Raw genomic sequence first — 13199 nt, 5'->3', positions numbered from 1 at the left:
CCTAGCGACTGCGCGTGCGGGTGTGGATGCGCGCGCCGTGTTTGCCGAACAGGCTCAGCACCTCGACGCCGTCCCTGCCGGTGGCCCCGAACCAATGCGGTATGCGGCAATCGAATTCGGCCGCCTCACCCGCGGCCATGACGAAGTCGTGTTCGCCGAGCCGGACCCGGAGCTGCCCGCGCAGCACATAGAGCCATTCGTGGCCGGGGTGGCTGCGCGGATACGGAGTGGTGTCGTGCGCGGGGATGGTGAGTTTGTAGGCGCGGGGTTCGGCCGGATGGCGGGACAGCGGGATGAGGACTCGTCCCTGTCTGGCATCGGGCCGCTGCGGAACGCGGGGATCGATCACCTCGGAAGCTGTTCCACCGTCGGCCATTTCACCGCCCTCGGGTATGCGCGGTTCGGAGATGCGCGGGGCGGCGACGATGGCGTCGAGGGGGATGTCCAGGGCCGCCACGACGGGTAGCAGCAGCTCCAAACTCGGCTTGCGCAAACCGGATTCGAGCCGGGACAGGGTGCTGGTGGAGATGCCGGTGGCGCGGGACAGCGCGGCGAGGCTGATACCGGTGCGGTCGCGCGCGGCGCGCAGGCGGGGCGCGATCTGCGCGATGGCGGCGGCCACGGTCGGATCGGTGTGCATCGGTTCCTCTCGGTCGGCGTGTCCCGGATTCGGCAATGGTGTGCGCCGAAAACGGCAGGTGGCTCGGATGCTCGTAGCGGAGGTGATCCGAATGGATACAACGACAACGCATGTCGACAACGCTCCGGTGTCGCGGAGCATGCCCGCCGGGGTCTACCTGCTGGGTTTCAGCCTGTTCGCCATGGGCAGCGCCGAATTTCTGCTGGCGGGCGTATTACCCGCGGTGGCGGCCGATCTGGATGTCACGCTGTCCTCGGCCGGAATGCTGATCACGGCTTTCGCCCTGGGCGTGGTGGTGGGCGGCCCGCCGTTCGCGGTGCTGAGCCTGGGCTGGCCGCGCCGCACCGCGCTGGTCGCCACCCAGGCGGTGTTCGCGGCCGGGGTGGCGGCCGGACTGCTGGGGAACTATCCGGTGCTGCTGGTCAGCCGGTTCGTATCCGGGCTGGCCTACGCCGGATTCTTCGCGGTGGCGGCGGTGACGGCGATCGGGCTGGTGACCCCGGACCGGAACGCCCGGGCATCGGGCGTGGTGGTCAGCGGACTCAGCGTCGCCATGGTGGCCGGTGGTCCGATGGGAACGCTGATCAGCCATTTCACCGGCTGGCGGGGCGGGTTCTGGGTGGTGGTGGCATTGACGCTGGCGGGGATCGCGGGCGTGCTGTTCGGATTGCCCGCCACCGGCGGCCGGGGACCGGCCCCGAGCGTCGCGCGCGAGCTGGCGGTGCTGCGAAAGCCCCTGCTGTGGAACATCTTCGGTATCACGGTGCTGACCACCGGGGCCTACATGATCAGCTTCAACTATCTGGCGGCCATGCTGTCCGATATCGCGGGCGTCTCCGAGGTGTGGATTCCGGCGGTGCTGGCGCTGTTCGGCATCGGCGCTTTCGCGGGCCTGTCCATCGGCGGCCGTATCTCGGACCGCCGCCCGCATCTGGCCCTGCTGACCGGAACGATCGGCATCGCGATCCTGTCGATCCTGTTGGCGCTCACCATGTCTCACGCGTGGATCGTGGTTCCGGCCGTATTCCTGCTCGGTATAGCCGCTTTCGTGCTCAATCCCGCCCTGTACGGCCGGGTGTTCGCCATCGCCGGCGCGGCTCCCACCCTGGCCGGGGCGACCACGGTGTCGGCGTTCCAGCTGGGCATCAGCGCGACCCCCGTGCTGGCGGCGGTCGCGCTGAACCGCGGCGCGGCTCTGACCTCGGTCTGCGTGATCGGGGCCGGGCTCGCGGTGGCCGCTGTCGCGCTGATCCTGCTGGACCGGGCGCGACAGCGGCCGCCTGCTAGCTGACCGTTTCCACGGCCGGGGCCCGCCACAGGATGCTGCGCAGGTCCCGGCCCCGGATGACCTGGATGCGCCAGGGTTCCAGTTTCAGGATGTGCAGTTTCGGATCCTGGATCCCGTGCCAGAACTGTCCCAGCGGATATCCCGCGCCCTGCGGACTGGTGCGCTGGTACATATCCCAGACGTACTGCCGGGTATCCAAGTCCTCCAATGGAATCCAGTCCGCGGTGGCATCGATGTGCACCGAGTTCTGCTTGCGATTCCAGTAGGAGAACGTGGTGTTCGGATTGCCCGCGAGATGCGCCTCCTTGACCGGCGTGCGGTAGGTGGCGAGCCATCCGACCGGATGGCCGTCCACCACCTCCCACACCGGGATCAGCACCCGGGCGCGCGGCCGGTGCTTACCGTCGACCGTGACCATGGTGGCGTAGACGATATCGCCGATATAGGCATCGAATTCGGGCCGGATGACATCGAATTCCGTTGTGGCCATGACAGTTTCCTTTCCAGCGACTCAGACGAGGGCGGGTTCGGCGACCGGGGCGGTGCGGCGCAGGCCGAACAGTCCGATGGCCCCGGCCAGTACGGCGGCGATCACCGGCACCAGCAGTGCGGTGCGCACCGCGTCGATACCGCTCGCACCGGATCCGAGCACCGCCACGTGCACGGCGGTGACCCCGGAAATGCCCAGCGCGAAACCGAATTGGAAGGCGGTGTACAGCAGTCCGCCCGCGAGCCCGTGCTCCTCTTCCTCGATGTCATCGGTGGCCGCGATGGTCAGCGGACCGTAGACCAGCGAGAACGCGACGCCGAGCAGCAGCAGCGCGGGCAGCATGGTGATGTACGCGCGATCCAGGCCGGTCGGCAGCATCAGCAGGTAGGCGAGCGCGGCCAGTGCGACACCGCCGAAAATGACCCGGGCATTACCGAATCGATCCACCAGGCGCGGGGTCAGCACCGGCGCGAGGATGGCGTCGATACCGATGACGGCCATGGCCAGACCGGTTTGCACGGTGCTCCAGCCGCGCAGTTCCTGGAAGTACAGCGTGGCCAGGAACTGGAATCCGGCGAAGGATCCCACGAACAGCAGCGCGATCAGATTGGTGCGCACCAGGTTCGCCGAGCGCAGAATGCCGAGCCGGACCAGGGGTTCGGCGGTGCGGCGTTCCTGGAGCACGAACAGTGCGAGCAGTACGGCCCCCGCCAGGAATACCAGTGCGGTCACCCCGGGGCCGTCGCCCGCGTGTTCCAGCCGCACCACACCGTAGACCAGCAGCATCATCGCACCGGTCACCGAGAGCGCGCCGAGCACATCGATACGGCCCCGGACCGACTGCGGCGCTTGACCATCGCGCAGCAGTGGAATCGCCGCGATCAGGATGAGCGCGGACAGCACCACCGGTGCGAAGAACACCCAGCGCCAGCCGAGCGCGGTCAGCAGTCCGCCGACCACCATGCCGAGCGAGAAGCCGCCCGCGGCCACACCGGCGTACACCAGCAGGGCCTTGTTGCGCACCGGTCCCTCGGCGAAATTGGTGGTGATCAGCGAGAGTCCGGCCGGGGCCATGAACGCCGCCGCCACACCGGTGACGAAGCGCGCGGTCAACAGCATCCAGCCGCTGGTCGCCAAGCCGCCGAGGCCGGAGAACAGCACGAATACCGCGAGCCAGAACAGGAATACCCGGCGGCGTCCGAAGAGATCGGCCGCGCGGCCGCCGAGCAGCATGAAGCCGCCGTAGCCCAGTACGTAGGCCGAGACGACGCCGGACAGCGTTCCGGTGGACAGGCCGAGGTCGGCGCGAATGGACGGCAACGCCACATTCAGCATCGCGACGTCGATGCCCTCCAGGAAGATCGCGCCGCACAGCACCGCGAGCACCGCCCAGGCGCGGCCGGACAATTCGGTGAAGACCGTCGGGGGTGAGGATTTCAACATTGCAGACTCTCTTGAAAGTTACGGTTCCCGACGGTGTGGTCGGTTACTTCTTGTTACCGAGACGATCTTCGGGCAGACTTCGAACTTGTGGAAGACGGCACATTCGAATCACTCGGTTACTGCGCGGATACCGACCCCGGCGAGTACGCCGTGCACTGGGACTCCCGCAATGACTGCGAGGTACGCCAGATCCTGGATCGGGTCGCCGATAAGTGGTCGCTGCTGGTGATCGCGTATCTGGAAGAGCGCACGCTGCGCTTCAGCGAACTCAAGTACAAGATCGACGGCGTCAGCCAGCGCATGCTCAGTCGCACACTGCGGCAGTTGGAACGGGACGGCCTGGTCGACCGCACGGTCTATCCGACCGTCCCACCGCGGGTGGATTACGCGCTGACGCCGCTGGGCGCGAGCCTGCATACGACCATCAAATCGCTGGTCATCTGGACGGAGGCGCATCAGAACGAAATCGCCGCCGCCCGAACGGCTTACGACGTTCGCGAGGCCGAGGCGGAGGCCGGAATCCTGCCGGTCGCCGTCTCGCGCTGAGCCCGCCACGCGGCCGCGCTGGCCAGATCGGCCAGCGGGTGCAGCATCTCGTAGTCGAAGTCGTCGAGTTCGATACCCGCCGAAATACGCTGCGGCAGATCCGGATTCGCCAGCGCTCCGCGTCCGAGCGAGAGCACGTCGGCATGGCCGCAGGTCAGCACATCGGCGGCCTGGCGCAGATCGTGCATACCGCCGTTCGCGATGACCGGCAGCCCCGACACCTCGCGCGCGAGTTCGGTGATGGTCACCCCGTTCGGGAAGCGCGCGGTCTCGATGAAATTCCTGCCCTCACTGGCGATGTGCAGGTAGGTGGCCTCGCGCAGCGCCGCGAAGATCACCCACGCGTCGGTCTCGCCACCGGGCCAGCGGTAGCCGAAATCGTTCACCTTGGTCTGTGAGAGCCGCACGCCGACCGGGAAGTCCCCCACGGCTTCTCGGACCGCCTCCAGCACCTGCGCGGTCAGCCGAATCCGATTCCGCACCGGCCCGCCGTACTCGTCGGTGCGCAGATTGGTGTAGTCGGTGAGGAACTGGTCCAGCAGATAGCCATTGGCCCCGTGGATCTCGACCCCGTCGAATCCGGCTTCGCGGGCATTGACCGCCGCGAGCGCGAAACCGTCCAGCACCTCGTCGATATCGTGCACGGTCATCTGCCGCGGCGCGTCCCACGCGCCGCCGACCCCGCCGTAATCCACCATCATCTGCCCGCGCGGCGGTACCGCCGACGGTCCGATGGTCCCGGCTCCGAACGCATTGCCCTGCGATATCGCGCCCGCGTGCATCAGCTGCGCGACGATCGTGCCCCCGGCCGCGTGCACGGCACCGGTCACCGCCCGCCACTCGGCGACCTGCTCGACGGTGACCAGTCCCGGCTGACCGAAATAGCTCTGACTGTGTGCGGCGTCCACATAGACGCCCTCGGTCACGATCAATCCGAATCCGCCCAGGGCGTATTCGCGGTAGTACTCGGCCATCTGCGCCGTCGGCACCCCCTGTGCGGTCGCCGATATTCGGGTCATGGGGGCGACGGCGAGCCGATTGCGCAGTGGCAGCGAGCCGATTCTGAATGGTTCCAGCGCGGGGTGCTGCGCACCCCCGCTGGTTATGGATGTTTTCACGACAACAGCCTCACCGCCCGCGCGCATCGCAACCAGCACCCGTTTTACCGCTGTTGCCGGAACCAGGGTTTCGGGGACCTACCTTCCGCTCGTCGCAATATCGCCCGTGCTGGACGTTTGACCAGTAGGGTCTGGGGCACCGTGCGCGGCCGTCGGGGACGCGCTGGGTCGCGCTGGAGGATGTACTGGGATGAGACGCTCTCGACTGATCTGTGCCGTATCGGCCGCCGTGGCAATCACTTTGGCGGCGTCCGGCATCGCCGGAGCCGTGCCGACCGGGAGCGGGTCCGGGTCCGGAAGCGGGTCGGGGTCGGGCAGTTCCAGCGGGTCCGGGACGGGGAGTTCCGGAGCGCCGACCACCGTGCCCGCCCTCGGGTCCGGGTTCATGTGGGGTGTGTCCATGGCGGGTTTCCAATCCGAAGGGCATGCGCCCGACAGCAATTGGAGCCGATACGCGAAGTCCGGTAAGGCCCGGGACACGTACGGGGATTCGGTGGACTTCTTCGACCGGTATGCCGAGGACATCGATCTGGCGGCCGGGTTGGGGGTGAAGGTCTATCGGCTCAGCATCGAATGGGCGCGGGTGCAGCCACGCCCGGATGTGTGGGACGAGAACGACTTCCGGTTCTACGACGAGGTGCTGGCCAAGATTCGGGCCGCGGGTATGCGGCCCATGCTGACCCTCGATCACTGGGTGATTCCCGGATGGGAAGCCGATCGGGGCGGCTGGAAGAGCAAGAACATGGTGCCGGACTGGCTGGCCAATATGCGGCGGGTGGTGGACCGCTACGCGGGGTACAACCCGCTGTGGGTGACCATCAATGAGCCGATGGGCTATGTGGCGCAATCGATCAAGATCGGCGATATCGGTGTGCTGGACGCGCTGCCGATGTTCGATCGGCTGGTCCAGGCGCACAGCACGATCTACGACTACATCCACCAGCGCCAGCCGGGCGCACAGGTGACCAGCAATATCGCGCAGTACCCGATCGTGCAGAATCTGACCGATCTGCTCTTCGCCGATCGCGTGCACGGCAAACTCGATTACGTCGGCATCGACTTCTATTACGGTGCGTCCCTGTCGAATCCGCCCGGCACCGCCCTGCTCGGCGACGAACTGTGGAAGAACGCCATCGAACCCGAGGGCATCTACTACGACCTGCGCACCTACGCCGAGAAATTCCCCGGACTCCCCCTCTACGTGGTGGAGAACGGTATGCCCACCGACAGCGGCCTCCCCCGCTGGGACGGCTACGACCGCGCGGACCACCTGCGCGACACCGTCTACTGGATCCAGCGCGCCAAAGCCGACGGCATCAACGTGATCGGCTACAACTACTGGAGCATCACCGACAACTACGAATGGGGCAGCTACGCACCACGTTTCGGCCTCTACACCGTCGACGTCAAATCCGACCCGTCCCTCACCCGCCGCCCCACCACCGCCGTAGCCGCCTACCGCGACATCACCACCCACACCGGCGTCCCCGCCGACTACCGCCCCACCCGCACCCCAGCCCTCTGCTCGATAGTCACACCCCTGGAAAGCTGCCTACGCCCGGTCTCGGTCCCGTAACCGGATTCAGAGCATCGTCAGGCCGGGTTCAGTTCGGCGACAAGGATTTTCAGCAGCCGGGTGAAGAGGGGGGCGGGAAACGGGAGGGTGGTGGCGCCTGCGGCGTCCAGGACGCGGGGGGAGGTGAATTTGCGGGTGCGGCGGCGGTGGGTGACTTCGCCGCCGTTCGCGGCGAGAACATTACGGACCCAGTCGGAGCGGTCGCCGTAGAGAAGGGGGACGATGAGCAGGTTGCCCCGGTAGGCGGCCAGGACCGGGGTGCGGAAGGGGCGGCCGGATTTGCGGCCGGAATGGTGAATCACGCTGTAGGGCGGGATTTTTCCGGCTGAGGGGCCTACCAGGCGGTTGGTGACGGCCTTGTTGAAGCGCGGGAGGCCGCCGGGGGTGAGGCCGTCGCCGCTGGCGCTGTCGCGGACCCAGCGCAGGGGGCCGCGCCGCCACATATCGGGTTCGGGCTCGATGCCGTGGGTTTTCAGGAGCATGGCGAGCATGTCGTAGTGGCCGACGAGCATGCACAGGTCCACGCGCTGGGCGGGGGTGAGGTGGGTCGAGAGACCGGTCCAGGTGTCGTCGAGAATCATTCGGCCGGAATGCAATTCGTCGACAGCGCGCAGGAGTAGGCGCTGTTGCTCGGTCCAGCCGGGGTCCTCCGGACCGGCCGCCACGCGCTCGACCGTTTCCATGGACAGACCGCTGAAGCGGGCCGCGTAGACGTGGTGATGCCATTCGTAGCGCGCGCCGACCAGCCAGGCCGTGCGCAGGGTCGCCAGCTCACAGTCGACCCGGGTGAGTTTGCTGCCCGGCACCAGGCGCAGGGCCAGTGGGGCGTAGCGCCAGAACAGTCCGCCGGAGCGGCCCATGATCTCGAGCAGTTTGATGCGGCCGCCACCCCCGAGCAGGCCGCCGACTCGGGCCAGCAGCCAGGTCGCGGGTTCGGTATGCCGCAACCTGCCCAGTTCAGGCACACGATCGGGTGAGGCCGCGCGCCAGTGCGGGGCCGCATCCGTCGGCGCGGCCACATCGGGTTTGAGTTCCATGATGTCCTCCGGTCTAGGACGCGCGCTCGACGCCGCCGGGCCGCGTCGCGAGCGTCGAATAGGCGTAGTCGTCCAGCGGGAAACGCTTGTTGGCCCACCACATTCCGGCATGCGTACTGGGCCGGATGGCCGCCACATCGTGCTGGGCGTTGATGTAGTAGGTGTTGGAGGATTCGCAATCGTTGTTGAGCCACAGCGCGTTCCGATGCCGCTGCAGCGATTTGCGCCAGTAGCGGTCATGCGGTTCGCGGCGGATCTCGACGGCGGTCGCGGCGCGATCGCGGGCCGCCACGATGGCCCGGCGGGCGTGCGCGGCGGTGCATTCGATCATGGCGATATAGGAGGCGGCGGCGAAGCCGTACGGCCCGGTGATCATGAACAGATTCGGGAAGTCCGGGATGGACACCCCCTGGTACGCCTGAAAACGATTGTGCTGCCAGAACTCTCCGAGCTCGGAGGTGCGGCCGTGAATGGGGAACGGCGGTGTCGCGCCGGCCTCCATGACCTTGAATCCGGTGGCGCAGACCAGCACATCGATCTCGTGCTCGACGCCCTCAGCGGTGACGACGGCACCGGCGGTGATCTTCTCGATTGGATCGGTGACCAGCTCGACGTGATCGCGGGTGAAGGCGCTCAGATACCGGTTGGATACCGAGGGGCGTTTGCAGCCGAGGGCGTAATCGGGGGTCAGCCGCTCCCGCAATGCGGCATCGTCGATCTGAGTTCCGTACCAGCGCTTGATACTTCGGCCGGTGAACCCGATGATCGGGCTGGTCGCCCGGTAGAACACACCGGCGGTGGAAACCCCCGCGTCGAAGGTCGACATCACCCCCAGCCGCACCAGCCTGCGCAACCCGGGCACGGTGTCGAGCGCCCATTTCACGCCCGCGCCGATCCGGAAGTCCGGCTTGGGCATCACCCAGATGGGCGTGCGCTGGAATACGGTGAGCTGCCCGGCTTCGTCCGCCAGCTCCGGAATCAATTGCAGCGCAGTGGCTCCCGTACCGATGACCGCGATCCGCTTACCGCGATAGTCGAAGTCGTGATCCCACCGCGCGGTGTGCACCACCTTGCCCGCGAATTCCTCCACGCCCGGAATATCGGGCATGCGCGGCACTTCCAGACCGCCCACGGCCGCGATGAGAAATCGAGCCGTGAACGATTCCCGCTCGGTATCGATCCGCCACCGATGATTGCCTTCATCCCAGGTCGCGGCCCGCACCCGGGTCTCGAGCCGCAACTTGTCCCGCAGCCGATAGTCGTCGGCGATCTGATCGGCGTACGCCTTGACCTCCGCCCCCGGCGCGAACAGTCGCGACCACACCTTCGGGGCCGCATAGGAGAAGCTGTAGTACACCGACGGAATATCAACGGCCACACCGGGATAGGTGTTGGCATACCAGGTGCCGCCGATATCCGGATTCTTGTCGAAGATCAGGAACCGATCGATCCCGGCGCGCCGCAGTTCGACCGCCGCCCCCAGACCGCCGAATCCCGCGCCGATGACGGCGACCTCGAGATCGGGTTCGGGCGGGGACTGATTCGGATGAAGCGGCGTCATCTCCCGAACCTATGACCCCGCACCGCCGGACCGCCTTTCCGCGCGCGCCAACAGATTGACCCTCCCGGCCACCCGGCGGCGCGCGCGGCGGGCGCTCGGTGAGAATCGGCGCATGACCGTGGAACGAGAACGCGACGACCGGACCCTGATCATCCGGATGCACCGCCCGCACAAGCGCAATGCCATCGATGCGGAGATGACCGCGGGCCTGGACGCGGCATTGAACGATTTCGAGGACGATCCCGGCCTGTGGGTGGCGGTGCTGACCGGCACCGAAACCATGTTCTCGGCGGGCACCGATCTGAGCGCGGGATCGGGCGGGCGCACCGAGCGCGGCGGTGAATACGGCGTCATCCGCCGCCGCATGGGCAAACCGCTCATCGCGGCCGTCGAGGGCAATGCCCTCGGCGGCGGTATGGAATTGGTGCTGGCCTGCGATCTGGTGGTGGCCGGTCGCACCGCGGCGTTCGGGCTGCCGGAGTCGCGCCGGGGCGTCATCGCCACCTGCGGCGGATTGTTCCGGACCCGGCGCGCCCTGCCTTTGAACGTGGCGAAAGAGCTATTGCTGACCGGTGATTCGCTGAGCGCGGAGCGCGCGTACCAACTCGGCTTCGTCAATGCGGTGGCCGAGGCCGGGCAGGCCGAACAGTCCGCCCGCGAACTCGCGGCCCGCATCTGCCGCAATGCCCCGGTCTCGGTCCGCGAGAGCCTGACCGCGCTGGAGCGACTGAACTCCGCCGATGACGAACGGGCATGGCAGGTCACCGAGGCCGCCATGGCCGCGACACTGTCCTCCCGCGATACCGCCGAGGGTGTCGCGGCCTTCCTCGAACGCCGCGAACCACGTTGGAGCGGAGAGTGATTCGCGCTATTTGAGCGGGAGCGCCCCGTCCATCCCGCCCACATCGCTGATCTTCCACTCGGCGTTGCGGTCCACCGTGACGTTGTAGGTGACGGTGGTCTGCGCGCCGTCGGGATTCTGTGCGTTGGTGGACGAGACATTGACGAAGACGTTCACCTTGTAGACCCCGGCCGCCGCGCTCACCACCTTCGCCGAGATCGGGGCGGCGGTGGAGGTCCATTTCAGCGGGGTGAGCAGATCCTGCAATTTCGGCGCGGTGGCATCGAATTTGGTGGCGAGCGCGGGTGCGGTGTTCTTCTTCAGCCGCGCGACCCAGGAGTCGAAGTCGGCGAAGTTGACCGTGGCCGCGCCGACCGCGTAATCGCTGGCCACCTGTTCGGCGCGGGCGTCATCGGCGGCCCGGGCGTCCCGGTCGGCGAGGTCGCCGCGCGCGGAGACCAGCAGTACGGCCAGCACGATGGCGATGATGACGGGTACCGCCACCAGCGCCGACCAGAGCAGCGTGCGCACCGGAACGGCCACCGCCCGTGGCGCATCGACCGCGCGGAGCACGGAAACCTTTGCCTGCTCATCTTTTACGTCGATGTCGGTGTCGAGGTCTGTGGTCATGGCGAACTCCGATACAGGGGTGTGATCACTTGACGCGCAGCTGCAACCGCAGCGTGCCGTCGGGGCTGGTGGCGTGCAGGGCCTGGCCGATCAGGCTGCCGAGATCCAATTGCTGGAGCAGCGGTGTGGCGCTGGCGTACAACGGCGCGACGAGCGGTGCCAGCGGTGCGATATCGGGTCCGAGCTGCCGCAATCGATCGGACAGTTCGCGCAGGAACGGCACCAGGCCCGGCGCGTTCCGGTCCTCGCTCAGAAATGAATCCGGCAGATCGCCCGCGCGAATCACGGCCGCGATGGCGGCCGCGACCTCCGATACCCGCGGCCCGAAATCGGCCCACGGCCCGGACGCGCTCACCAGTGCCGGTTCCGCCCAGTCCATATCGGTGGCCCGCGATTGCAGGGCCACCAGCATGCGCCGGATCAGATCGGTCCGGCTCACCAGGGTGGCGGCCAGCAGATCGGTGGCGCGCGCCAGATCCGGGATCACCGCCTCGGTACCGGCCATGGCTTGGCTGAACGTGTCCACGATGGAGCCGAGCGCGGCCGGATCCAGCTGCCGCATGAGCCGGGTGGTGGTCGCGGCGACCTCGGGAATGGTGACGGGCGTGGCGATTCCGCTGCCGCGCAGGGTCTGCCCGTTCCGCAGGAAGGGACCCGCGCCCGAACCCGGTTCGATCTCGATATACGACTCGCCGAGTCCGGAGAGCCCCTCGATGCGCACCGCACTGGCGACCGGTATCGGATAGCGGTCCGAGATCCGCACCCCGACCAGCACCCCGTCGGCGGTATGCGTCACCGCGCTGACCTGACCGACCTGCACCCCGGACAGCAGCACCTTCGAACGCGGCAGCAGTCCGCCCGATCGTGGAATGAGCAGTGCCGCATCGATATCGCGGCCGGACCAGTCCACCCGCGCCACCCCGAAGGCGAGATAGCCGCTGCCGGACAACAGGATCACCACGATGCTCAGCAGGGACAGCACCGAACTCGGCCTCATCGCACCACTCCGATCATGCGCAGCGCCCGCACCATGGCTTCGATCTGATCGCCGGCGTCGGGGGCGTCGCCGAGGGTCACCGAGGTGATATTCACCTTCGCGCCGCCCTGCGCTAACGGCAGCACCCGGTCCCGCAGCAGCGCCACCAGGCGATTCAGATTGGAGGGCGCATCCAGGTCGAGGGGGTTGCGCGCCAACAGCATCGGCACGAACGCGGCCGCGGCGGCGTCTCCCGCACGCAACAGCGGCGCGAACGGCACCAGCGACTGCCCGATATCGCCCAGCGAGCCGACGATGCCGAGGGTGTTCACCAGCGCCTGCACATCCGCCGGAATGTCATGTGCGCCCTGCTCACTCAGCAGTGCGTTGAGTTCGCGCGGATTCCCCAGCACCGCGTCCAGATCCTGCTGGAAGCCGCTCAGGAACCGGTCCAGCACATCGAGATTCCCGGCCACATCGGCGACATCGGTGCCGATGCGATCGAAAATCCTTGCGGTGTCCCGCTTGTCGGCGGGCAGGACGGCATTGGCCTGCCCGATGATCTCCTGTGCCTGATGTAGTGCCCCACCGCCGACGAAGGTGGACAGCCCCGCCAGCAGATCCTCCACCTGGAGTGCTGGTTTGGTCTGCGCCAGTGGGATCGTTCCGCCCGCCGGAATACTCCGCGAGAGATCTCCCGGGGGTGTGGTGAGCCCGATGAAGACGTCCCCCAGGAGCGTGTTCTGACGCAGCTGCGCGGTCGTCGTCACCGGCAGCCGCACCGCCGCCTCGAGTTCCACCTCCGCGTCGACGCGGCCGGGACCGGCGGCGGAGGGATCGATCACCCGGACCGATCGGAGACCGCCGATCCGGGTGCCGTTGGCCATCACCTTCGCCTGTGCGGGCAGGTTCAGCGCACTGGCGAATTCGATATGCACCCGGTAGGTCGGTCCCGGCACCGACGCACCCGGCACCGGCAGCTGCGCCGGATCGAAGGAACATCCCGCGGGCAGCGCGGCCGCGACGGCGAATGCCATGCAGCGCAGTATGATT

At 67.5% G+C, this 13199-nt stretch carries 13 protein-coding genes; 4 read left to right on the top strand and 9 right to left on the bottom strand.

Features of this window, described 5'->3' with window-relative positions; all coding sequences use genetic code 11:
• Position 1 precedes the first annotated feature (1 nt).
• Entirely contained in the window at positions 2–640 is a 639-nt protein-coding gene (locus ACFC0O_RS34130; protein WP_375965374.1) for a helix-turn-helix domain-containing protein, read from the bottom strand.
• Positions 641–731: 91 nt separating this feature from the next.
• Between ACFC0O_RS34130 and ACFC0O_RS34125 the strand changes: the two genes are divergently transcribed.
• Entirely contained in the window at positions 732–1931 is a 1200-nt protein-coding gene (locus ACFC0O_RS34125; RefSeq protein ID WP_375965372.1) for an MFS transporter, read from the top strand.
• Here ACFC0O_RS34125 and ACFC0O_RS34120 read toward each other — a convergent pair.
• Both ACFC0O_RS34120 and ACFC0O_RS34115 read right to left on the bottom strand, forming a co-directional pair.
• Positions 1924–2418: a pyridoxamine 5'-phosphate oxidase family protein gene (locus ACFC0O_RS34120; RefSeq protein ID WP_375965369.1), complete on the bottom strand. Its 495-nt coding sequence runs from the start codon at positions 2416–2418 to the stop codon at positions 1924–1926. The two genes, ACFC0O_RS34125 and ACFC0O_RS34120, sit on opposite strands and share 8 nt — an antisense overlap.
• Positions 2419–2439: 21 nt before the next feature.
• A complete protein-coding gene (locus tag ACFC0O_RS34115) occupies positions 2440–3861 on the bottom strand; it encodes an MFS transporter (RefSeq protein ID WP_375965366.1) in 1422 nt (473 codons plus the stop codon).
• An 87-nt stretch (positions 3862–3948) separates the two neighbouring features.
• Here ACFC0O_RS34115 and ACFC0O_RS34110 point away from each other — a divergent pair, with 87 nt between their 5' ends.
• The gene (locus ACFC0O_RS34110; protein WP_375965364.1) at positions 3949–4407 is read left to right on the top strand and encodes a winged helix-turn-helix transcriptional regulator; all 459 of its coding nucleotides are present in this window, start codon (positions 3949–3951) and stop codon (positions 4405–4407) included.
• On the opposite strand, the gene ACFC0O_RS34105 is transcribed toward ACFC0O_RS34110, so the two are convergent.
• A complete protein-coding gene (locus ACFC0O_RS34105; protein WP_375965361.1) occupies positions 4347–5525 on the bottom strand; it encodes a tRNA-dihydrouridine synthase in 1179 nt (392 codons plus the stop codon). The genes ACFC0O_RS34110 and ACFC0O_RS34105 overlap by 61 nt on opposite strands.
• Before the next feature lie 190 nt (positions 5526–5715).
• On the opposite strand from ACFC0O_RS34105, the gene ACFC0O_RS34100 reads away from it, so the two are divergent.
• Entirely contained in the window at positions 5716–7101 is a 1386-nt protein-coding gene (locus ACFC0O_RS34100) for a family 1 glycosylhydrolase (RefSeq protein ID WP_375965358.1), read from the top strand.
• A 17-nt stretch (positions 7102–7118) separates the two neighbouring features.
• On the opposite strand, the gene ACFC0O_RS34095 is transcribed toward ACFC0O_RS34100, so the two are convergent.
• Positions 7119–8138: a nitroreductase family deazaflavin-dependent oxidoreductase gene (locus tag ACFC0O_RS34095; RefSeq protein WP_375965355.1), complete on the bottom strand. Its 1020-nt coding sequence runs from the start codon at positions 8136–8138 to the stop codon at positions 7119–7121.
• Positions 8139–8151: 13 nt separating this feature from the next.
• Positions 8152–9699, bottom strand: coding sequence for a flavin-containing monooxygenase (locus ACFC0O_RS34090; protein ID WP_375965353.1), 1548 nt, complete (start codon positions 9697–9699; stop codon positions 8152–8154).
• A 112-nt stretch (positions 9700–9811) separates the two neighbouring features.
• Here ACFC0O_RS34090 and ACFC0O_RS34085 point away from each other — a divergent pair, with 112 nt between their 5' ends.
• A complete protein-coding gene (locus ACFC0O_RS34085) occupies positions 9812–10561 on the top strand; it encodes an enoyl-CoA hydratase-related protein (protein WP_375965350.1) in 750 nt (249 codons plus the stop codon).
• 6 nt (positions 10562–10567) lie between these two features.
• Here the strand turns inward: ACFC0O_RS34085 and ACFC0O_RS34080 are convergent, their stop codons facing one another.
• The 3 genes from ACFC0O_RS34080 to ACFC0O_RS34070 are packed head-to-tail and all read right to left on the bottom strand — an operon-like array spanning position 10568 to position 13183.
• Positions 10568–11170 carry a hypothetical protein gene (locus ACFC0O_RS34080; RefSeq protein WP_375965348.1) on the bottom strand — a complete coding sequence of 201 codons (603 nt, stop codon included), beginning with the start codon at positions 11168–11170 and terminating at the stop codon, positions 10568–10570.
• 25 nt (positions 11171–11195) lie between these two features.
• Complete coding sequence (locus tag ACFC0O_RS34075; protein WP_375965345.1) at positions 11196–12167, bottom strand: MlaD family protein; 972 nt, start codon at positions 12165–12167, stop codon at positions 11196–11198.
• Positions 12164–13183, bottom strand: a complete 1020-nt coding sequence (locus ACFC0O_RS34070) for an MlaD family protein (protein WP_375965342.1) — start codon at positions 13181–13183, stop codon at positions 12164–12166. The genes ACFC0O_RS34075 and ACFC0O_RS34070 overlap by 4 nt, the downstream gene beginning before the upstream one ends.
• Positions 13184–13199: the final 16 nt, after the last annotated feature.

Source organism: Nocardia sp. NPDC056100 (genome assembly GCF_042266325.1).
Taxonomy (GTDB): Bacteria; Actinomycetota; Actinomycetes; order Mycobacteriales; family Mycobacteriaceae; genus Nocardia.
This window is presented reverse-complemented; position numbering and strand designations above follow the sequence as displayed.